The 19,423-nt window shown below is 57.9% G+C and carries 24 protein-coding genes; 18 read left to right on the top strand and 6 right to left on the bottom strand.

Features of this window, described 5'->3' with window-relative positions; all coding sequences use genetic code 11:
• Positions 1 to 57: 57 nt before the first annotated feature.
• On the top strand, positions 58 to 687 hold the full coding sequence (locus tag KJS47_RS07955; protein WP_213524271.1) for an SGNH/GDSL hydrolase family protein: 630 nt from the start codon (positions 58 to 60) through the stop codon (positions 685 to 687).
• Between the two features lie 45 nt (positions 688 to 732).
• Here KJS47_RS07955 and KJS47_RS07950 read toward each other — a convergent pair whose 3' ends face one another.
• The 3 genes from KJS47_RS07950 to mtnK form a co-directional block, all read right to left on the bottom strand.
• Entirely contained in the window at positions 733 to 1,866 is a 1,134-nt protein-coding gene (locus KJS47_RS07950; RefSeq protein WP_213524269.1) for a GGDEF domain-containing protein, read from the bottom strand.
• A 130-nt stretch (positions 1,867 to 1,996) separates the two neighbouring features.
• A complete protein-coding gene (gene mtnA, locus KJS47_RS07945; protein ID WP_213524267.1) occupies positions 1,997 to 3,103 on the bottom strand; it encodes an S-methyl-5-thioribose-1-phosphate isomerase in 1,107 nt (368 codons plus the stop codon).
• Positions 3,104 to 3,119: 16 nt separating this feature from the next.
• Complete coding sequence (gene mtnK, locus KJS47_RS07940) at positions 3,120 to 4,331, bottom strand: S-methyl-5-thioribose kinase (RefSeq protein ID WP_213524265.1); 1,212 nt, start codon at positions 4,329 to 4,331, stop codon at positions 3,120 to 3,122.
• Positions 4,332 to 4,678: 347 nt separating this feature from the next.
• Between mtnK and KJS47_RS07935 the strand changes: the two genes are divergently transcribed.
• The 8 genes from KJS47_RS07935 (at position 4,679) to sufB (ending at position 12,445) form a co-directional block, all read left to right on the top strand.
• Positions 4,679 to 5,878, top strand: a complete 1,200-nt coding sequence (locus tag KJS47_RS07935; RefSeq protein ID WP_213524263.1) for an MFS transporter — start codon at positions 4,679 to 4,681, stop codon at positions 5,876 to 5,878.
• Positions 5,879 to 5,980: 102 nt separating this feature from the next.
• A complete protein-coding gene (locus KJS47_RS07930) occupies positions 5,981 to 6,184 on the top strand; it encodes a hypothetical protein (protein ID WP_213524261.1) in 204 nt (67 codons plus the stop codon).
• A 50-nt stretch (positions 6,185 to 6,234) separates the two neighbouring features.
• Positions 6,235 to 6,918 carry a DUF1802 family protein gene (locus tag KJS47_RS07925; RefSeq protein ID WP_249716167.1) on the top strand — a complete coding sequence of 228 codons (684 nt, stop codon included), beginning with the start codon at positions 6,235 to 6,237 and terminating at the stop codon, positions 6,916 to 6,918.
• A 232-nt stretch (positions 6,919 to 7,150) separates the two neighbouring features.
• The gene (sufC, locus tag KJS47_RS07920; RefSeq protein ID WP_213524260.1) at positions 7,151 to 7,945 is read left to right on the top strand and encodes a Fe-S cluster assembly ATPase SufC; all 795 of its coding nucleotides are present in this window, start codon (positions 7,151 to 7,153) and stop codon (positions 7,943 to 7,945) included.
• 92 nt (positions 7,946 to 8,037) lie between these two features.
• Positions 8,038 to 9,342, top strand: coding sequence for a Fe-S cluster assembly protein SufD (sufD, locus tag KJS47_RS07915; protein WP_213524258.1), 1,305 nt, complete (start codon positions 8,038 to 8,040; stop codon positions 9,340 to 9,342).
• Positions 9,339 to 10,565, top strand: a complete 1,227-nt coding sequence (locus KJS47_RS07910) for a cysteine desulfurase (protein ID WP_213524256.1) — start codon at positions 9,339 to 9,341, stop codon at positions 10,563 to 10,565. The genes sufD and KJS47_RS07910 overlap by 4 nt, the downstream gene beginning before the upstream one ends.
• Entirely contained in the window at positions 10,552 to 10,974 is a 423-nt protein-coding gene (sufU, locus tag KJS47_RS07905; protein WP_213524254.1) for a Fe-S cluster assembly sulfur transfer protein SufU, read from the top strand. The genes KJS47_RS07910 and sufU overlap by 14 nt, the downstream gene beginning before the upstream one ends.
• Before the next feature lie 73 nt (positions 10,975 to 11,047).
• Positions 11,048 to 12,445 carry a Fe-S cluster assembly protein SufB gene (sufB, locus tag KJS47_RS07900; RefSeq protein ID WP_213524252.1) on the top strand — a complete coding sequence of 466 codons (1,398 nt, stop codon included), beginning with the start codon at positions 11,048 to 11,050 and terminating at the stop codon, positions 12,443 to 12,445.
• A 62-nt stretch (positions 12,446 to 12,507) separates the two neighbouring features.
• Here the strand turns inward: sufB and KJS47_RS07895 are convergent, their stop codons facing one another.
• The 3 genes from KJS47_RS07895 to KJS47_RS07885 form a co-directional block, all read right to left on the bottom strand.
• Complete coding sequence (locus KJS47_RS07895) at positions 12,508 to 13,659, bottom strand: site-specific integrase (RefSeq protein ID WP_213524250.1); 1,152 nt, start codon at positions 13,657 to 13,659, stop codon at positions 12,508 to 12,510.
• Positions 13,660 to 13,736: 77 nt separating this feature from the next.
• A complete protein-coding gene (locus tag KJS47_RS07890; RefSeq protein WP_213524248.1) occupies positions 13,737 to 14,147 on the bottom strand; it encodes an ImmA/IrrE family metallo-endopeptidase in 411 nt (136 codons plus the stop codon).
• A 10-nt stretch (positions 14,148 to 14,157) separates the two neighbouring features.
• Positions 14,158 to 14,697: a helix-turn-helix domain-containing protein gene (locus KJS47_RS07885; protein ID WP_213524246.1), complete on the bottom strand. Its 540-nt coding sequence runs from the start codon at positions 14,695 to 14,697 to the stop codon at positions 14,158 to 14,160.
• 109 nt (positions 14,698 to 14,806) lie between these two features.
• On the opposite strand from KJS47_RS07885, the gene KJS47_RS07880 reads away from it, so the two are divergent.
• The 9 genes from KJS47_RS07880 to KJS47_RS07840 all read left to right on the top strand — a co-directional run bounded on the left by KJS47_RS07880 (position 14,807) and on the right by KJS47_RS07840 (position 19,422).
• Positions 14,807 to 15,025 carry a helix-turn-helix transcriptional regulator gene (locus KJS47_RS07880; protein WP_213524244.1) on the top strand — a complete coding sequence of 73 codons (219 nt, stop codon included), beginning with the start codon at positions 14,807 to 14,809 and terminating at the stop codon, positions 15,023 to 15,025.
• A gap of 130 nt (positions 15,026 to 15,155) precedes the next feature.
• On the top strand, positions 15,156 to 15,437 hold the full coding sequence (locus KJS47_RS07875; RefSeq protein ID WP_213524242.1) for a group-specific protein: 282 nt from the start codon (positions 15,156 to 15,158) through the stop codon (positions 15,435 to 15,437).
• A complete protein-coding gene (locus tag KJS47_RS24025; protein WP_249716166.1) occupies positions 15,434 to 15,736 on the top strand; it encodes a hypothetical protein in 303 nt (100 codons plus the stop codon). Before KJS47_RS07875 ends, KJS47_RS24025 begins: the two co-directional genes overlap by 4 nt.
• 363 nt (positions 15,737 to 16,099) lie before the next feature.
• Positions 16,100 to 16,348: an AbrB/MazE/SpoVT family DNA-binding domain-containing protein gene (locus tag KJS47_RS07865; RefSeq protein WP_213524240.1), complete on the top strand. Its 249-nt coding sequence runs from the start codon at positions 16,100 to 16,102 to the stop codon at positions 16,346 to 16,348.
• A 36-nt stretch (positions 16,349 to 16,384) separates the two neighbouring features.
• Positions 16,385 to 16,813 carry a hypothetical protein gene (locus tag KJS47_RS07860; protein ID WP_213524238.1) on the top strand — a complete coding sequence of 143 codons (429 nt, stop codon included), beginning with the start codon at positions 16,385 to 16,387 and terminating at the stop codon, positions 16,811 to 16,813.
• A complete protein-coding gene (locus KJS47_RS07855; protein ID WP_213524236.1) occupies positions 16,806 to 17,081 on the top strand; it encodes a hypothetical protein in 276 nt (91 codons plus the stop codon). Before KJS47_RS07860 ends, KJS47_RS07855 begins: the two co-directional genes overlap by 8 nt.
• Positions 17,069 to 18,259, top strand: coding sequence for a DUF2800 domain-containing protein (locus KJS47_RS07850; protein WP_306433015.1), 1,191 nt, complete (start codon positions 17,069 to 17,071; stop codon positions 18,257 to 18,259). The genes KJS47_RS07855 and KJS47_RS07850 overlap by 13 nt, the downstream gene beginning before the upstream one ends.
• A 90-nt stretch (positions 18,260 to 18,349) precedes the next feature.
• Complete coding sequence (locus KJS47_RS07845; RefSeq protein ID WP_213524232.1) at positions 18,350 to 18,919, top strand: DUF2815 family protein; 570 nt, start codon at positions 18,350 to 18,352, stop codon at positions 18,917 to 18,919.
• A gap of 191 nt (positions 18,920 to 19,110) precedes the next feature.
• On the top strand, positions 19,111 to 19,422 hold the full coding sequence (locus KJS47_RS07840) for a nucleoside triphosphate pyrophosphohydrolase family protein (RefSeq protein WP_213524230.1): 312 nt from the start codon (positions 19,111 to 19,113) through the stop codon (positions 19,420 to 19,422).
• Position 19,423: the final 1 nt, after the last annotated feature.

Raw genomic sequence — 19,423 nt, 5'->3', positions numbered from 1 at the left:
ACGGTCGCTGACCTATGGCATACTAGAACAATCTGGTAGAGAAAGGATGGATACAGATTGTTGATTGCAGATCGGGAAGTCGTTCTGTTCCAGGGCGACAGCATCACGGACGCGGGCCGCAACCGCGAGGCAGCGGGTGATCTCGGCAAAGGGTATGCGCTGATGGCGGCAGGGCTGTTCGCGTCTTTATACCCCGAGATGGGGGTTACCTTCTACAACCGGGGAATCAGCGGCAACCGGGTGAAGGATTTGCAGGCCCGCTGGCAGCAGGACTGCCTGGACCTGAAGCCGACGCTGGTTTCCATCTACATAGGCGTGAACGACTGCTGGCGGAGATACGACCGCAACGACCCAACGTCGGTTGAGCAGTTCGAGGCGGGATACCGCGACCTGCTGGAGACGACGAAGCGCGAGCTCGACCCCAAGCTGGTTTTGATCGAGCCGTTCGTTCTGCCTGTGCCGGAGGACCGCAAGGAATGGCGGGTTGACCTCGATCCCAAAATCCACGTCGTCCGCGAGCTCGCCCGCGAGTACGGCGCGAAGCTCGTTCCGCTCGATGGGCTGTTCGCCCAGGCCTCGGCCCGCATGGAGCCGGCCCGCTGGGCGCATGACGGCGTGCATCCGTCGCCGGCCGGACATGCGCTCATCGCCCGTGCCTGGCTCGAAGCCGTCGGCGCGAAGCTCTGACCGCTTGGCGGCTGCACGCATCCACACAAATACCCTGAGCTTTCCTTACTTGGACAAGCTCAGGGTGTTTGCGTTGTGCTGGCAGGCGCGGTTGCGGCCGGTTTTTTTGGCCTCGTAGAGCGCATCGTCCGCGCGCCTTACCAGCTCGGCCGCATTCGCCAGCCCGTCGTCCGAGGCGATGCCGAGCGAAACGGTAATGTGCAGCATCTGCCCGTCGGCCAGGCGGAACGCGTGCCGCTCCACCGTCTGCCGCAGCCGATCGGCGATCTCCCCGGCCTTATCCTGCTGGCAATCCGGCAGCAGCAGCGAGAACTCCTCACCCCCGTTGCGGGTGACGATATCGTAGGAGCGGCTCGCATTCTTGAGCAGACCGGCGAGAATTTGCAGAATCTGATCACCGGCCGGATGGCCGTACGTATCGTTCACCCGCTTGAAATGGTCGATATCGACGGCGATAAGCGACAGCGGCTCGCCATGCAGCCGGGAAGCCGCCAGCAGCTCGGGGACGAGAGCATCGAAGCGGCGGACGTTCGCAAGTCCGGTCAAAAAGTCGGTGCCCGCCTCGGCCTTGTACCGCTCGAACAGCAGATGGCTCCGCTTCATGTATTCTAGACATTGGAACGCCAAATAGGAGATCACCGTAAACACGATCGTGTAGGAGACCAGCACAGAGCCTAGGTAGGGGCCGCCGTACAGCAGATAGGTCAGAAAGGTCGAGGAAACTGCGAGGCTCCAGCCGGTTAGCAGCGTCCAGCGGAGCAGCAGCCATCCCGGAAGCCGGACGAGCAGCCCGCATCCCGCAGCGGTGGCCAGCAGCGAAGAGAGAGCGGCCGCCGTCGCCCCGTTCCACTCTCCGACGAGCAGGACGCGCGTGGCGCCAATGAGAGAAGCGGCGAGGACCGAGGCCGGAAGGCCGCCGTAGAGTGCGGCCAGCACGACGCCGAGGTTACGCAGGTCGATCAGCACGTTGGGTGGCAGGTGGATGGTTACGCTCATCAGCAGCATGCCGAGCGCGCCGCCGAGCAATCCGACGAGCAAGGGAGTCAGGCGGGGGCGAGGGCGATAGAGCGCCGCCAGGCGGGGCAAGGTCATCAGCCAGTTGCCCACGAACAGAAAAGCTAGCAGAACGGAGCCATTGAGGAGAAGGTCTTTCAGCAGCGGAGTCACGCCTTTGTTCACGTAATGGAAATTCCTCATTAGTATACTAGAACCGGTTAAAAAATCTACCACAAAATTGGAAGATTGGGAGGTAGACAAGCCAAAAAGCCCCTGCCTGCTAGTGCAGACAGAGGCAAAAAAACGGGTCAAGCTACTCTTCGAACAGACGGGCGAGCCCCTCAGGGAACGGCTCGCGCACGATGCCCTTCTCGGTGATGATGGCAGTGACGTATTCATGCGGCGTAATGTCGAAGGCGGGGTTGTACACCTTGACGCCCTGCGGCGCCGTCCGCTTGCCGAAGCCGGTCGTTACCTCATCCTCATGGCGTTCCTCGATCGGGATGTCGTCGCCCGTCGGCGTCTTCAGGTCGATCGTGGACATCGGGCAGGCGACATAAAACGGGATGCCGTGCGCCTTGGCAAGCACCGCTACGCTGTAGGTGCCGATCTTGTTCGCGACGTCGCCGTTGGCCGCCACCCGGTCGGTGCCGACGATGACCGCCTGCACCCAGCCCTTGCGCATCACCATGCCGGCCATATTGTCGCAGATGAGCGTGACGTCGACGCCCGCCTGCTGAAGCTCGAACGCGGTCAAGCGGGCGCCCTGAAGCACGGGGCGGGTTTCATCGGCAAACACTTTGATGTCCCAGCCCTTCTCCTTGGCGAGATAGAGGGGAGCGAGCGCGGTGCCGTAGCGAGCGGTCGCGAGTCCCCCCGCGTTGCAGTGGGTGAGAACCCCGGTACCATCCTGCAGAAGCGTGAGCGCATGCTCGCCGATCAGCCGGTTCGTCTCCTCGTCCTCCGCCTGGATTTGGATCGCCTCCTCGAGGAGGGCTTCCTTCATGCCTTGGACGGTCAGACCGTCCGGCCCCGTCGAGGCGAGAGAAGCGGCGCGCCGCTTCATCCGGTCGAGCGCCCAGAACAGGTTGACGGCCGTCGGACGCGACGTGGCGAGATAATCCGCCACCTCCTCGGCGCGCCGCTGCAGGGCGGCCAGCTGCTCCGCCGGGGAGCCGGCAGGCTCGTCCGCCTGGATGCCGAGGCAGACGCCGTAGGCGGCCGCGATGCCGATCGCCGGCGCGCCGCGCACGGCGAGACTGCGAATCGCCTCCCACACCGACTCCGCGGTACGGAGCGGGAGGTAGACGATCTCCTCGGGAAGCTGGCGCTGGTCCAGCAGCTCGAGATGATCGCTGTTCCAGCGCAGGGAGACGAGTGCTTCCGGCTTGGCGCCGGCGTTGTCTGTCTGTCGGTTCATGGATGCCGCTCCTTCCTTAGGCGAGCCCGGCCGCTTGCTCGGCCGTGGCGATGATCTCTTCGATGGATTCCACTTGGCGGCCCTTCAGAATGAGCGCCCGGCCGATCGCGAGTGCCAGCCGCTCGGCGCGCGCCCGGACTTCGGGATCCTCGATCCCTTCGATATCCGAGACGTGGGCGAGGCCGACGATTCGGCGCACCATCTTGGCGCCCGTGAAGCCGGCCGTGTCGCGCAGCACCTTCTTCAGATAGACCTCACGGTATCCGGGAGTGCGGGCGATCCGGTCGACGCAGTGTTCTTCCCACAGCTTCGTGAATGTGGTCTCGAAGACGTCCCAAACGTCGCGGACGGTGCCCAGCAAGTAACGCTGAAAATCCACGCGTGCCGCTTCGTCCGGCATACGGCCGGTCTGGGCGGCCAGATTCAGCAGCAGATTGGCGAGGACCGCGCCGATATCGAAGCCCATCGGTCCGTAGTAGGCGAACTCGGGATCGATTACCTTCGTCGACTCTTCGGTGACGAAGATGCTGCCGGTATGCAGATCGCCGTGCAGAAGTGACTCCGCATGCGTAAGGAATGCTTCCCGCAGGAGAGCGACCTCGAGGTGAAGGGCGGTATCCGTGCGCAGCGATTCCGCCGCGTCTTCGATGAGCGGGTTATACGAGTTGTTGGGCGAATCGGTATACGGATCGTCGAAGATCAGATCCTCCGTGATTTTGCACAGGTCCGGATTGATGAACCTGCGGACGTTCTCCTTCTTCTGCTGCTGGTCCATGCCAAGATCGGACGTAAAGAACAGCGTGCGGGCGAGGAATTCGCCGATATGTCCCGCGAACAACGGGTACCGGTTGCCCTCGCTCAGGCCGCGGCGCATGATGACGTGATCGCTTAGATCCTCCATGACCGTCAGCGCGAGGTCGTGGTCATAGGCAAACACATGCGGCACGAGGCCTGGGCAGAGCGATTCATGCAGCTGCAGCGCTTCGCTCTCGATGCGGGCCCGCTCGAGCGACAGCGGCCACGATTCGCCGACCACCTTGGCATAGGGGACCGCCTGTTTCATGATTATGCTCTTCTGGCTCGTCGCGTCTTGAATATGAAAGACTAGGTTCAGGTTGCCGTCGCCGATTTCGCGCACGGACAGCTCGGCGTCCGGAGCGAACAGATTCGGCAGCTCGCGGGCATAAGCGACGGCTTCTTCTAATGTTAGGGCATGGTATTGGGACATGGGCGTTCCTCCTGATGGCTGGACTTGTCGAGCGGGGCCGGCGGGTTGAATCCATTAATTCCGACCATCTGTGGAAGTTTACTCGGGTTTATTCGTCTTCCGTACGCTCTCTCTTTACGGATTAGTATAAACGAAAGTAGAGAAGAGGGGAATACCGGGTGTCTCCCCGCTATCCATTTCGTTAAAATTTGGCCGACGGCGTGACGGTTTTGGCATCATTCGACTGCTGGATGAGGCTATTATGAAAGCCATCCGGCCGGGGAGCCGTCCGGTGTTCCGGCTGCGGCTCCCCGGCTTCACCCGAACTGCCGCCTCCCGCCGGGAGGAGGCGACAAAGGAGCTGACCCATGCGTATTGTAAACGACTTGAAGGCGTTCGCCTCCATCAAAGGCTCCCGCGTGCTGATCGCCGCCATGTTCGGCTACGGCATCGGCACCGGCATTCTCGCACCGATGAACGCCGTCTACCTCAAAGACAGCATTGGTCTGTCCAAGGGCGAGGTAACGAGCATCTTCGCCATTACGCTGCTGCTTAATATGATCGTCACCATCAGCGTTGGTCTCGTCAGCGACCGCATCCGGCGGCGCAAGCCCATTCCGGTCGCGGCTTCGCTGCTCTGCCTGATCGGTATTTTGGTCTACATGCGGGCCGATTCGTACGGCTCCGCGCTCGGAGGGATGCTGCTTGCGTCCGTCCCTTCGGGGATGATTACAGGCCAGCTGTTCGCCATGGGGCGCAACCACTTCGCCAAGCGCGCGCCGGAAATCGTGGAGATAGCCCAGATCTGGCTGCGCACGACGCTCAGCATCGGCTTCTTCACCGGCCTCTTGCTTGGCGCCAATCTTTACCTGCTCGCCACCTTCCAGGGTGTGCTCTGGGGCAATGTGGCCGGGTATGCGCTGCTCTTTGTCCTGCTGCTTGTCTATCGGGAGATCTCGGCGGAGGCGGCTCCGGCGGCCGCCAAGGGAGGCGAGCCGTTCTCGCTTCTCATGCTCATCGCCCTTCTGATCCTGTCCTGCGCGGACGCGATCCGGGGCCTTTATCTGCCGCTTGTCGTGAACGAGACGTTCGGCAGCCCCCGGCTGATGCCGTATATCTGGAGCGTGCAGGCAATCTTCGAGCTGCTGTTCATGACGGTGGCGGGCTACTGGGCGGCCAAGTACGGCAGCAAGCCGGTCATCCTGCTGAGCAGTTTGCTAGCGCTCATCACGTATTTGACGTATGCCTTCAGCAGCTCCCTGCCCGCCTTTTTCCTGGTGCAGCCGCTCTATTCGGGCTTCGTCTCCGTCCTGTACGCGGTCGGCATGGGCTATGTGCAGCGGATGTTCCTTCTCCGAACCGGCTTCGGAGCAAGCCTCTACGTCTTCATTTCCCAGACGGCGACGCTGATCGGATACGGGCTGCCGCTCCTGATTGAGGGGCTGACGCCCCGCATTTTTTACATTCCGAGCGCGCTTATCGTACTGTCCGTCTGCCTGATGACGGTCGTGCTGGTCAAAGAAAGGCGGGGCCGGCAGCATGTCCCCGTCGCGGGTCTGGACGGCTAGCCGGCCCCGGCGCTGCCCGGTGCTTCATAAACTCTTCATTGTGGGTAAACATTTAGAGAACATTTCTATGCCACAATGACAGCAAGTGAAGGAGGTGCCGGGATGAAGGTGATGGGGGGACTCATCGCTCTCTTATGGGGCGTCTTGGGCTGGTACGCGTGCCAGCCGGTGCCGGAGGAGCTGGCATACGGCAGAGCCGCGCTGGCGTCGGCCTATACGGATCCGGTTTATCAGGCTATGTGGGAATGGGAGCAGGCCAACGCCGAAGCATACGCGCTGGCGGTCCGGCTGCCTGTTTATAGATGAAGGAAGCGACGTCGACGATTCGCTCCCGCCCCCCGGGCGGGAGCTTTGTTATGCACATAATCGAAGAAGCCGCCGAATGGGATGAACTGTTGAGGCGGGAGTGGTATGATAGAGTCAATATGGACGGGCGCCATCGCCCGGGGAAGGGGGAATCGTCGATCGAACGAAGCCGCGTTGCATTGAAGGAATGGGCGTCCGTCATTCGGGTGCTGGAAACCGGCGGCCAGATCATGCTGCTGCGCAAGGGCGGAATCGCCGAGGAGACGAGAGACTTCCGGCTCCGCAGCCGCTCCTTCTATCTCTACCCCACCTACGAGCATCAGAAAAAAGAGTGGCTGAAGGACGTATATCGCCCCCATGTGGATGAAACGATAGAAGAATGGAGGCCGGAACCGGACTTTGTCACCGTGTCGGCCTTCGCGGAGGCGGCCGAGGAGCTGGAGCTCCATGATCCTGCGGAGCTCCAGCGGCTGTCCGCTCTGCATATGTTTACGGGCGATTACGCTCTGCAGCGGTTCCGCTGGAAGCCGGCCAAGCCGCTTCATCTGCTGCTGGTCCGGGTGCACCGCCTGAAGGAGGCGAGGAAAGTGCCTGTTCGCGCCGCCTACGGCGGCTGCAAATCCTGGATCGAGCTGGGCGCAGATGCGCCGGACGGCGTGCCGGCCGAGCCGGTGCTGAGCGGCGAGGCGTTCGCCGAGCAAGCCGCGGAGGTTCGAAGGCTGCTGGGACGGTAGCGTCCGGCAGCACGGCCCGCTTGCGGGTTAACCGAAGACCGGGTCGCGGCACAGGCGGCCTCGCCGGCAGAGATTCCGGCGGACAAGGGGAAAAATTAGAGCAGGGCCCCTTTCTTGATGCCCCCGGTTGAGCTATAATGAAAAATAATATACAATTGAGAATCACTGATAATCAATTAGAATGATTCTCAGGTAAGACTGAATTTAATTATAGTTGGAGGTAATGGTCAGTATGGCAAACGCGCTACATTTCACGATAGACGGTCTGAAGGCAACGATCGAGAACAAAGAGATTCTGAAGGGTCTCAGCCTGGAAATCAAGGGCGGCGAAGTGCACGCCATCATGGGACCGAACGGAACGGGGAAGAGTACGCTGGCTTCCACTCTGATGGGCCATCCGAAATTCGAGGTAACCGAGGGCAGCGTAACGCTGGACGGGGAAGACGTGCTGGAGATGGCAGTCGACGAGAGAGCTCGCGCCGGCATGTTCCTGGCCATGCAGTATCCGAGTGAAATTGCCGGGGTAACCAACTCCGACTTCCTGCGCAGTGCGATCAACGCCCGTCGCGGCGAAGGCAACGAGATCTCCCTTATTAAATTCATCCGCCAAATGGAAGGCAAGATGAAGGATCTCGAGATGAACCCAGAGTTCGCTCACCGCTACCTGAACGAAGGCTTCTCCGGCGGGGAGAAGAAGCGCAACGAAATTCTGCAGATGATGATGATCGAGCCCCGTCTCGTCATTCTCGACGAGATCGACTCCGGCCTCGACATCGACGCCCTCCGCATCGTCGCCAATGGCGTGAACGCGCTGCGCAACGAGGAGAGAGGCTTCCTGATCATTACTCACTACCAGCGCTTGCTGAACTACGTCACCCCTGACTTCGTCCATGTCATGATGCAGGGCCGCATCGTCAAGTCCGGCGGTCCGGAGCTTGCGGAGCGCCTCGAGAAGGATGGCTACGATTGGATCAAGGAAGAACTCGGCATCGAGGACGAAACGGTAGGACAAGAGCAAGAGGCTTAAGCAATCGCCGCTTGCCGAACCGTTCAGACAGGATTCGTGAATCGCATTGAAGAAAGACTTGCCGCTGCAAGTTGCTGGGAGGAATAGAGAGAATGAGCACTGAAACCTTTCTTCCGATGAACCGAGAATCCATCACCGGGCTTTCCCAGAGCCGGAGAGAGCCGGAATGGATGCTGAACCTTCGCTTGGAGGCGTTGGAGCTGGCCGGTACGTTGGAGTTGCCTAAATTAGAGAAAACAAGAATCGACCGGTGGAACCTCGGTTCCGTCGGTACTTATACGGAAGCCAAGCCGGCCGAATCGGTCGACGCGCTGCCGGAGAGCGCCCGGGCGTATCTGGGCGAGAACAACCGGGACAACGTCCTCGTGCAGCTCAGCTCGGGAATCGTCTTCGCGCAGCTGTCCGGCGCGGCCGCGTCCCAAGGCGTTATTTTCACCGATCTGCACACCGCGCTGGAGAAGCACGGAGATCTGGTGCAGAAGTACTTCACCAAGGCGATCGAAGCGGGCGAGCACCGTCTTACTGCACTGCACGCAGCCGCCTGGAACGCGGGCGCGTTCCTGTACGTGCCGCGCGGCGTAGTTGTCGAAGCTCCGATCCAGGCATTGTTCGTCGCCGACGAACAGGGCGCCGCCCTCTCCACGCACGTTCTGATCGTAGCCGAGGAAGGCAGCTCGGTGACCTACACCGACAACCATCTCTCCGCGGACGGAACAGGCGAGCTGCTCGCGAACGGAATGGTCGAAGTCTTCGTCCATTCGTCGGCCAAGGTCAGCTACTCGTCCGTCCACAACATGGGCGACCAGGTGACCGACATCTCGTACCGCCGGGCGATCGTCGAGAAGGACGGCGTCATTGAGTGGGTGGTTGGCGAGATGAACAACGGCAACGGCGTCTCCGATACGACGTCGGTGCTGAAGGGCGACGGCTCCAACTCCGACGCCAAGGTCATCTGCGTCGGTACCGAAGCCCAGAAGCTCAACCTGACGACCCGCGCGATCCATTTCGGCAAAAACTCGAATAGCGATATGATCACCCGTGCGGTTATGCGTGACGAAGCGACGGCGATCATCAACGGCATCACCAAGATCGAGAAGGGCGCCACGGGCGCGAACGGCCAGCAGACCGAGCGCGTGCTCATGCTGAACCGCAAAGCCCGCGGCGACGCGAACCCGATCCTGCTGATCGACGAGGACGACGTCAAGGCCGGCCACGCGGCGAGCGTCGGCCAGGTGAACCCGGAGCATATCTACTACCTTATGTCCCGCGGCATCTCGAAGGAGCAGGCCCAGAAGCTGATCATCTACGGGTTCCTGGCGCCGGTCGTATCGGAGATCCCGATCGAGGAGCTGGAGAGCCGGCTGCAGCGGGTCGTCGAAAGGAAGCTGGGGCAATGAACCTGTCCGGAATCCGTGAGTACTTCCCTGTACTGAATCAGGAGATCAACGGCCATCCGCTCGTCTACCTGGACAGCGCGGCCACTTCCCAGAAGCCGGTCCAGGTGCTAGAAGCGGTGAAACGCTATTACGAGATGGATAACGCCAACGTCCACCGCGGTGTTCACACGCTGGGCTCGCGGGCTACGGACGCTTACGAGGGAGCACGCGACAAGGTCCGCGGCTTCCTGAACGCCCGTCACCCGGAGGAGATCATTTTCACCCGCGGGACGACGACGGCACTCAATCTGGTGGCGGCCAGCTACGCGCGGGCCGTCTGCCGCGAAGGCGACGAGATTGTCATCACCCCGATGGAGCATCACAGCAATCTCATTCCGTGGCAGCAGGTAGCCCGCGTGACCGGTGCCACGCTCAAGTATATTCCGCTTCAGCCGGACGGGACGATGACGCTGGAGGACGCCGAAGCGACGATTACGAGCAATACGAAGATCGTCTCCGCCACTTACGTGTCGAACGTGCTCGGCGTCATCAACCCGATCAAGGAATTGGCGGCCATCGCGCACCGGAACGGAGCGGTTATGGTCGTCGATGGAGCGCAGAGCACGCCGCATATGAAGGTTGACGTGCAGGATCTGGACTGCGATTTCTACGCCTTCTCCGGCCACAAAATGTGCGCACCGACCGGAATTGGGGCGCTGTACGGCAAGAAAGAGCTGCTTGAGAAGATGGAGCCGGTCGAATTCGGCGGCGAGATGATCGACCATGTCGACCTGCACGAATCAACCTGGAAAGAGCTTCCTTGGCGGTTCGAGGGCGGCACTCCTATTATCGCCGGCGCCGTGGGCCTCGGGGCGGCCATCGACTTTCTGAGCGAGATCGGGATGGATGCGATCGCGGAGCACGAGCACCGGCTGACCGCTTACGCGATGGACCGGATGTCGGAGATCGAGGATCTCGTCATCTACGGGCCCCGCGAGCACCGGGCCGGCCTCGTTACCTTCAACCTCGGCGACATTCACGCCCACGACGTATCGACCGTGCTCGATACCAAGGGCATCGCGATCCGGGCCGGCCACCACTGCTGCCAGCCGCTGATGCGGTGGCTGAAGGCGTCGTCAACGGCACGGGCCAGCTTTTATCTATACAATACCGAAGACGAGATCGACCGCCTGGTCAGCGCCCTAAACCAAACAAAGGAGTTCTTTGACCATGCAATTGGATGATTTGTACCGCAGAGTCATCATGGATCACTACAAGAATCCGCGGAACCGGGGACAGTTCGAGGACGGCGGTTTCACCATCGACCTCAACAACCCGACCTGCGGCGACAAAATCTCCCTGCAAATGAAGGTCGAAGACGGAGTCGTTCAGGATGCCCGGTATACCGGGGAAGGCTGCTCGATCAGCATGTCTTCCGCGTCCATGATGACCGACGCCGTGAAGGGCAAGACGCTGGAAGAAGCGCTTCAGCTGGCGGAGAACTTCTCCCAGCTGATGCAGGGCAACAACGTCGAATTCGAATACGAGGATATCGAGGCGCTCTCGGGCGTCAATAAATTCCCGGCCCGCATCAAATGCGCCACGCTCGCGTGGAATGCGATGCGCAAAGGAATCGAGCAAGCGAAGCAATAACTCCGCCGCCCGGCTGCCTACGTGGCCGCCGGAGAGGCAGGAAAGCAGGGTTTGAACCCAAGGAGGGATCCCGATGGCTAAGCAAATGCCAGAGATGGAAGAGTATAAATATGGGTTTCGCGACGAGCACAAAGCCATCTTCCAATCCGGTAAGGGCCTGAACCGCGAAATCGTCACCGAAATTTCGCGCATGAAGGGCGAGCCGGAATGGATGCTGGAATTCCGGCTGAAGTCGCTGGAGCAATTCTTTAAGATGCCGATGCCCCGCTGGGGCGGCAATCTGGACGATCTGGATTTCAACGACATCCAGTACTATGTCAAGCCTTCCGAGAAGCAGGGCAAGACATGGGAAGAGGTGCCGGCCGAAATCAAGGAAACGTTCGACAAGTTGGGCATTCCGGAAGCCGAGCAGAAGTTCCTCGCCGGCGTCTCGGCCCAGTATGAATCCGAAGTTGTCTACCACAGCATGCAAAAGGACCTCGAGGACCAGGGCGTTATCTTCACCGATACGGACACCGCACTACGTGAGTATCCGGAGCTGTTCCGCGAATACTTCGGCACGGTCGTTCCGCCGTCCGACAACAAGTTCGCCGCGCTGAACAGCGCCGTATGGTCCGGCGGCAGCTTCATCTACGTGCCGAAGGGTGTCAAGTGCGAAATTCCGCTGCAGGCCTACTTCCGGATCAATTCCGAGAACATGGGGCAGTTCGAGCGCACGCTCATCATTACCGACGAAGACAGCTTCGTGCACTACGTCGAAGGCTGCACCGCGCCGATCTACAGCACCAACTCGCTGCACAGCGCGGTCGTTGAGATCATCTGCCGCAAAAACTCCCGCGCCCGCTACACGACGATCCAGAACTGGGCGCCGAACATCTACAACCTCGTCACCAAGCGCGCGGTTGCCGAAGAGAACGCGACCATGGAATGGGTCGACGGCAACATCGGCTCCAAGCTGACGATGAAGTATCCGGCCGTTGTCCTGAAAGGCCGCGGGGCCAAAGGCTCCGTGCTGTCCATCGCGGTTGCCGGCAAAGGCCAGCACCAGGACGCGGGTGCCAAGATGCTCCACCTGGCGCCGGATACGACGTCCACGATCGTTTCCAAGTCGATCAGCAAGCACGGCGGCAAGGTGACCTACCGCGGGCTCGCTTCCTTCGGACGCAACTCCGAGGGCTCCAAGTCCAACATCAAGTGCGATACGCTGATCATGGATAAGCAATCCACGTCGGACACGATTCCGTACAACGAAATCATGAACGACAACATTACGCTGGAGCACGAAGCAACGGTTTCCAAAGTGTCCGAGGACCAGCTCTTCTACCTGATGAGCCGCGGCCTGACCGAAGCCGAAGCGACCCAGATGATCGTTATGGGCTTCATCGAGCCGTTCACGAAGGAGCTGCCGATGGAATACGCCGTCGAGATGAACCGTCTCATCAAGTTCGAGATGGAAGGAAGTATCGGTTAACCCTGTAATATCGAGGGTTATCGGGTTTCTCAGAGTGGTTTGTCCGGTTTTTGTCCGGTCAGTTATTTCTCGATGTATCGCTCGTAAAGGGCGAGCGCATCATCTTCAATCTTTTTCGTAACATGTAGATACGTGTCCGCTGTGACTTTCACGCTTGCGTGGCCAAGTCGCTCGGACACGTATTTTATATTTGCACCAGCCTCGAGGAGATGAACTGCGTGGGTATGCCGGAGGGCATGCGGGGATAATACCGGAAGGTTAGCTCGCTTACAGACTTCTTTGAAGTATTCACGGACAACATTTGTACGAAGCCATCTACCGTCTTGCTGGAAGAAAACCAGGTTGTCCTCTGGAGATTTATAATTTTCGTACCGGAGAACAACCTCTTTACGATTTGTTCGATGCTTTCGCATCACGGCGACGGTCGCATCATCCAGTTTTATCGTTCGGCCGCTAGTCTTTGATTTTGGAGTGGACAGATACGGTTCAGAATTAAGCGGATAGACTAACGTCTTATTAACGGTTAGCGTCTTTGCTTCCAAATCAATATCGCTCCATGTAAGTGGCAAAGCCTCGCCGATCCGGAGACCGGTTCGGGCAAGTAAAGTGAACAGAGCTAGGTATTGCATAGATGCTTGATATTTTGCATTCTTCACCGGCTTGCAATTTTCTAAAAAGAGAGCCAACTGATCGCGGTTGAAGTACTGCACTTTGGCATCTTTGTTGATTTCTTTAGGGATTTTGATCTTCTGGATCGGATTCTCTCGAAGTATTTTAAACTCGTGTACGGCGTCATTTATGGCAGTGGAGAAGATACTGTGAATACGACGGACAGTGCCCTCGCTGTAATGGTCACGCAGCTCATTGATCCACTTTTGGTATTCCGTTCGTGTTAAATCTTTCAATCGATAGTTTCCCCATCTGGGAATTATGTTCAATCGGACATTTCTTTCCTGCACACTATAAGTGATCGGTTTTACGTTCGGTCTTTTATAAACCTCTAGCCAGTCCTCAAAATACTTTGCAACCGTTTCGCTCCCGTTTTCTCCAAAACCGAAATGGTTAATCTTCGATTCTTCCTCAACTGCTGCCAGCTGCGCCTCCTTCTTAGTCCGGAACCCCCCTTTAGTTTTTTCCTTTTGCTTACCGGTTTGTCGATCTACATAACTGATCCTATACTCCCACTTCTCTCCGCGTTTGCGGTAAAAAGCCATATAAATCTCCTCCCAAGCGAACTTGTGTTTGGTTAAAAGGGTGCGGCAAAGAACCGTACCGCCTTTCAAGCGGACGATCAGTAGTAGTATGAACGCATTTCCTCAGGCACACCGTTACGACGCAGCAGCTCGCAAACCGCCTCACCGCTACCCGCGGTATCGCCAGCTGTCAGCAGCTGAATGGCGAACCGGTTAGCTTGACGCTCATACTTTCCGGGATTGGAGAGGGAATTTTCATCCAGCCAGAATCGACTGTATCCGGGATGGAGCCTGTCGTGGCCAAGTTCGTGCGCACAAACGAATCGTTGCCAGTGTTCATCCAGCCCGGAATGCAGGACGATAAAGCGACGGCGGAGCACACGATAGTAAAGGCCGCGAGTCCCATCCTCAAAATCCGCGTACCGGATAAGGATGTTAAGCCCCCGTGCAATCGTAAAAGGGTCGTTCGTTTTGAATCGTTTGATCAGCTGAGAAATGATCCGATCCATTAAAGCACCTCTATTCTTGGTTGTCGTCCGAGGTGTTTTTCTTCTTGCGGCCGTATGTCTTTTTATTCATCTCCTTCGCTTCCCAAAATAGACCGGTCAACACGTCCATCACCCGCTGACGGGCCTCGCCCTCGATAGGCACGCCGTCAAACATGACAGGGACATCTTCCTGAAGCATTTTCTTGAAATCGCGTATATCTTTGGAGGATGCCCATTCAGGGGTTGTCGATTGTGCTGACTCTTCGGGCGCAGGCTTTGTATTACGCAGATGGTTTTCCAGATCCTCAAAGAATGTTTTATCGGTGTATCCATCCGCGTACATATCCGCGGGAAGCAGCGCTACGTTTTCCGGATGGGGTAGTCCGAGAAGGAAGTCGACAGTAACCCCATGAAATTTTGCAAGAGCTGCTAACATTTCGTGATCCGGATTAGAAATACCGTTCTCCCAAGCGTTGTACCTAGCCCGCTTAACTCCAAGTGCTTCGGCAATTTGTTCTTGTGTAAGGTGTCTGCGGTTACGTAATGCGGCTATTCGTTGACCTAATTTCATACCAGATACCCGACCTTTCAAAGGAAAAAGATAAAATTTTTAGCAAATACTGTTGACGATAAGATTATTATCAAATATAATCGGATCAAGGCAAGGAGGTGAATGGTTGTTGGCTAAGAAACGACAGCAGTTAATTACTTGTCGAGAAGCAAAAGGTTCCCGAGACTCGGTTTGTTCTGAACTCGGTATTTCGAAAGTCTATCTTCGGATGATCGAGAACGGTACGATGAAACCGGGCCGTGATTTAATGATTCGCTTCTCAACTTATTATGATCGGCCTTTGGAAGTTTTGTTCCCTGATTTGTTTGGCGACAGCAGGGATGTTTAAGCTTGTCTTCGTTGATAAAAATATTATCTCCTACGATTATAGGCGATAATTTCTTTATCGTCAATATTGTTTACATCATTTTCCTTTTTTATCCTCGTTGATAAAAATATTATCAAATGGAGGGTGTTTCGTGAGTAAACCTGTTATCAGCGTTCAGCTGGATGAAGTGGAGATCCTCAAGCTCTGTCGGCAGAAAATCAATGAACTGCTCAAAGAAGTCGATGCAGAGTACATCTTTTGGGATACGGCGGAGCTGAAGCGCCGCACATGCATGAGCTGGAACTTCATCCAAGATAACTTCTTCTTCGATGAAAGATTTCCGAAACGGAAGGTCGGCACCAAGTGGTATTTTCCCGCTAGAGAGACAAGAGCCTTCCTGGAACAGTGGATTCTAGAACAACCGAAAGGATGATGACCGTGTTTCCTTGGGCACAGGAACCGCTTTGGATCAAGCGGAATGGCAGCGGCGCCATTGTTGGTATTAGCGAGATGGCGCCAAAGAAGGAGGGTGCAGAACCGTTGAACATTCACGATCAACGCCGGAAAGACGCGCTGGCTAAAACTCTCCTGAAGGCTAAAGAGCAGGCGCACACAACGTTCCTTTACCTCACAGCGAATGACCGGGACCCGGAACAGATCGCCGTCCTCTCGCTGGCCCTAGAGCACATCGAGACCGCACTCGAGCATCTTGGAATTACAGCGGGGGCGTAATGCGGATCACCGATGAACAGCTGGACAAGCTTGGTGAGTTTTTCACCAGCTCGTATGTGGCGAAGAACCAACCATGGATCCTGGAACTTACATTCGAAGAGTGGATTCGGCGGCATCTCATGAGAGGGGGTGAAGGAGTTGAACAGAAGGAGGCAATGGATTCGCAGCTGTGGGAATCTTGCGCAGATGATCGAGACAGCAACAAGTGAACGCGTTCGCGCTTCGTACACATCGCAATTCAACCTGATGTTTCAAGGCCGGAAATTGAAGTAACCCCGCGGGGTAGGAGCCGCAGGGTCACAGAGAAACGAAAAATATACGATTGGACTCATTCTATCATAGGGTCCGGAAGGTGGCAACGAAATGAAATCGACAGGTATCGTTCGGAAAGTAGATGAGCTCGGGAGAGTAGTCTTACCAATGGAGCTCCGCAGAACGCTGGGGATCGAGGAGAAGGACCCGATCGAAGTCTTTGTTGACGGCGATAAAATCATTCTCCGCAAATACCATCCTGGGTGTCTGTTCTGCGGGTCGACGGATCAGCTCCGTGGTCTGGCCAGTAAGCAAGTCTGCTCACCTTGCATCAAAACATTGGCACTGGCGAGAGCCTGATAGGGTCAAGCAATCATAAATTAGGAGGAATCATCCATGCCAGTACAAATCCATATTTCCGGCGACGACGCCGGACAAGCTCTGCAAGATCTAGCCGCGCTGTCTGCGGCTCTCATTAGCGGAACGGTAGCGGCGCCGGAAGCCCCGGAAGCCCCGGAAGCCCCCAAGAAGCCGCGCAAGCAGACGGAGAAGCCGGCGAAGGCCGAAGAGCCAGAGCAAAAGGCCGAAAAGCCCGAGCCTGAGATCAAGCCCGCACCGGAAGAGACCAAGCCAGAGAGTCAGTCCGACGAGTTCGCTGTTACCGTCGAAGAACTTCGAGCCAAGGCATCCGAGATCGCCAAGCAGGGTAAGCAGGCCGACGTCAAAGCGCTGCTCGCCAAGTACGAGGCGAAAGCGGTCAGCTCGATCCCCGAAGACAAGCGTGCCGCGTTCATGACTGAACTTGAGGCGCTGGCTGATGCGTGATTTAGAGAAGGATCTGGAGATCTGCGCAGCGGCGACAAAGGGGCTTGATACTGCGGGTGACGGTGAAGTATTTACCGTATATCTGGATGAAGATGACGGGGTAGTAGCGAGATTCAATCGCGAAGTCGATGCAGCATTTTTCGTGGATGCCGCCACCGGTTGGCCGGAGGCGATCCAGCGCGCGCTGGACGCCGAAGCGAAGGTCGACCGACTGGAGAACGAGCTGCGGATGCTGCAGGACAGCCTGAACCGGAGGTGTATGGATTGAGCCAACATGCGGGAAGGGCACACGCCCGACTTTCAGCTTCAAGCTCAAAGCGCTGGCTGAGCTGCCCTGGGAGCGTAGGGCTGGAGGATATGTTCGACGACAAAACCAGCGTCTTCGCCGAGGAAGGGACGGCCGCTCACGAGCTCGCTGAGCTCATGCTGCAGTATCAGCTGGGTGAGCTGCCGGAGGAAGACTTCACGGCCAAGCTGCAGGAGCTGCAGAAAGGTCCCCACTACTCTGAAGCCATGTACGATTACCTCGAGCAGTACACGACGGTCGTCATGGAGCGGGTCAACGAGGCTCGCGCCAGGACGCCGGACGCCCAAGTGCTCCTCGAGCAACGGCTGGACTTCTCGGAGTGGGTGCCGGAGGGCTTCGGGACCGGCGACGTCGTTATCATCGCCGACGGCATCCTGGACGTGATTGACCTCAAATACGGCAAGGGCGTCCCGGTGTCGGCTGAGGGTAATACCCAGATGCGTTTATATGCGCTTGGCGCGATCAGCCAGTTTGGAATCCTCTATGAGTTCGACAGGATCCGGATGACGATCATCCAGCCGCGGCTGGATAGCGTCTCGACCGACGACATGCAGGTGGACGAGCTACTCCGGTGGGCTGACGAAGTGGTCCGGCCTGGGGCGGAGCTGGCCGCCACGGGTCGAGGGAAGACGGTAGCGGGCGATCATTGCACCTTCTGCAAAGCAGAGTCCCACTGCCGGGCCCGCGCCTTCTACGCGCTGGACCTTGAAAAGTACAACCGGCGGGATAGCGACCTGCTGAACAGCGAGGAGATCGCCGATGTGCTCGAGCGTGTCGGTCCGCTGGTCGCCTGGGCGCAGAAGGTCGAGAAGTACGCGCTTGACCAGGCGCTGAACCATGGTGTCCACTTCCCACGCTGGAAGGTTGTTGAGGGCATCAGCCGGCGTCAGTACAGCGACCGGGAGGCCGTCGCACAGACCCTCATCCTGGAAGGCTTCGAGGAATCCCAGATCTATGCGCCACAAGAGATCCTCAAGATCGGCGACATGGAGAAGACGCTGGGCAAGAAACGGTTCGCAGAGCTTCTTGGTTCATACATCATCAAGCCGGCCGGGAAGCCGGTACTTGTCCCGGAGAGTGACAAACGGCCGGAGCTGTCATCGGCGGCGTCGGCGGCCGTGGACTTTGAGGATAGTTAAACCATGGGTGACATTGCAGATTATCACATCGACCAAATGACGTCAGGCAAGTGGCCTTCGGGCAAATACCACAAAAGGAGAACTGATCACATGGCCATCACAAACAAAGATACGAAAGTCGTTACCGGGAAAGTGCGCTTCAGCTACTGCCACGTCTTCAAGCCGCAGGCGATGGAGGACGGCCAAGACCCGAAATACTCCGTCTGCCTATTGATCAAGAAGTCCGACAAGGAGACGCTTCGGAAGATTCAGGCGGCCGTCAATGCGGCGATCGAGGCCGGCAAGAGCAAATGGGGTGGCAAGATCCCGCCGAACCTCAAGAAGCCGCTGCGCGACGGTGACACGGAGAAGGACACCGACGCCTATCCGGAATATGCCGGGCATTACTTCCTCAATTGCACGAGCAAGCAGAAGCCGGGCATCGTCGACCAGGACCGGAACGAGATCCTTGACTCGACGGAGGTCTATTCCGGCTGCTACGGTCGGGTGAGCCTCAACTTCTACGCTTACGACGCCAAAGGTAATAAGGGCGTGGCCGCGGGGCTGAACAACATCCAGAAGCTGGCGGACGGGGAATACCTGGGCGGCCGGAGCAGCGCGAGCGACGACTTTGACGACGACATCGTGGACATCAGCGGAGACGACGATTTTCTGAACTAGGGGCAGCCGACGGAAGAGGATTCGCAAGGGTCCTCTTTCTTTATCTCAAAATTCGGGAGGATCTATGAAAATTGTCACCTGCAAGCAATGCCAACTCGGCTTTGCGGCTACTGGCGGCGACGACCGGTTTTGCGGCGAATGCCATCCGCGGCGTGTCCGCATCTATAACTATCCAAGGGAGAGTAAGCAAAATGCCAAAAACCATAAGCGAGCTTTGCACGGAAGCCCATCAAACGGCAATCGACAAAGGCTGGTATGAGGAGCCGGTGCAGTTCGGGACGGCCATCGCGCTCATGCACTCGGAGCTCTCCGAGGCGCTGGAGGTTTACCGGCGGGAGAGCGGGCAGCGGTTCAAAACCGGAATTGCCGAGGAACTGGCTGACGTCTGCATCCGCATTTTCGATACCTGTGGGTACATGGGGCTCGACCTGGAGACCGCGATCCGCGAGAAGATGGAGATCAACAATGGACGTGCGTACCGGCACGGGGGCAAGCGGATATAGT

Source organism: Paenibacillus sp. J31TS4, assembly GCF_018403265.1.
Taxonomy (GTDB): Bacteria; Bacillota; Bacilli; order Paenibacillales; family NBRC-103111; genus J31TS4.
This window is presented reverse-complemented; position numbering and strand designations above follow the sequence as displayed.

Bases quoted from the DNA above. Each gene is read 5' to 3' on its own strand.
- KJS47_RS07930 (WP_213524261.1), top strand. From the start codon at position 5,981: ATGAAGGTGATGGGGGGACTCATCGCTCTCTTATGGGGCGTCTTGGGC.
- KJS47_RS07860 (WP_213524238.1), top strand. From the start codon at position 16,385: ATGCCAGTACAAATCCATATTTCCGGCGACGACGCCGGACAAGCTCTG.
- mtnK (WP_213524265.1), bottom strand. From the start codon at position 4,331: ATGTCCCAATACCATGCCCTAACATTAGAAGAAGCCGTCGCTTATGCC.
- sufU (WP_213524254.1), top strand. From the start codon at position 10,552: ATGCAATTGGATGATTTGTACCGCAGAGTCATCATGGATCACTACAAG.
- KJS47_RS07895 (WP_213524250.1), bottom strand. From the start codon at position 13,659: ATGGCTTTTTACCGCAAACGCGGAGAGAAGTGGGAGTATAGGATCAGT.
- KJS47_RS07925 (WP_249716167.1), top strand. From the start codon at position 6,235: ATGCACATAATCGAAGAAGCCGCCGAATGGGATGAACTGTTGAGGCGG.
- mtnA (WP_213524267.1), bottom strand. From the start codon at position 3,103: ATGAACCGACAGACAGACAACGCCGGCGCCAAGCCGGAAGCACTCGTC.
- KJS47_RS07840 (WP_213524230.1), top strand. From the start codon at position 19,111: ATGCCAAAAACCATAAGCGAGCTTTGCACGGAAGCCCATCAAACGGCA.
- KJS47_RS07890 (WP_213524248.1), bottom strand. From the start codon at position 14,147: ATGGATCGGATCATTTCTCAGCTGATCAAACGATTCAAAACGAACGAC.
- KJS47_RS07885 (WP_213524246.1), bottom strand. From the start codon at position 14,697: ATGAAATTAGGTCAACGAATAGCCGCATTACGTAACCGCAGACACCTT.
- KJS47_RS07865 (WP_213524240.1), top strand. From the start codon at position 16,100: ATGAAATCGACAGGTATCGTTCGGAAAGTAGATGAGCTCGGGAGAGTA.
- KJS47_RS07845 (WP_213524232.1), top strand. From the start codon at position 18,350: ATGGCCATCACAAACAAAGATACGAAAGTCGTTACCGGGAAAGTGCGC.
- KJS47_RS24025 (WP_249716166.1), top strand. From the start codon at position 15,434: ATGATGACCGTGTTTCCTTGGGCACAGGAACCGCTTTGGATCAAGCGG.
- KJS47_RS07910 (WP_213524256.1), top strand. From the start codon at position 9,339: ATGAACCTGTCCGGAATCCGTGAGTACTTCCCTGTACTGAATCAGGAG.
- sufB (WP_213524252.1), top strand. From the start codon at position 11,048: ATGGCTAAGCAAATGCCAGAGATGGAAGAGTATAAATATGGGTTTCGC.
- KJS47_RS07855 (WP_213524236.1), top strand. From the start codon at position 16,806: ATGCGTGATTTAGAGAAGGATCTGGAGATCTGCGCAGCGGCGACAAAG.
- sufC (WP_213524260.1), top strand. From the start codon at position 7,151: ATGGCAAACGCGCTACATTTCACGATAGACGGTCTGAAGGCAACGATC.
- sufD (WP_213524258.1), top strand. From the start codon at position 8,038: ATGAGCACTGAAACCTTTCTTCCGATGAACCGAGAATCCATCACCGGG.
- KJS47_RS07935 (WP_213524263.1), top strand. From the start codon at position 4,679: ATGCGTATTGTAAACGACTTGAAGGCGTTCGCCTCCATCAAAGGCTCC.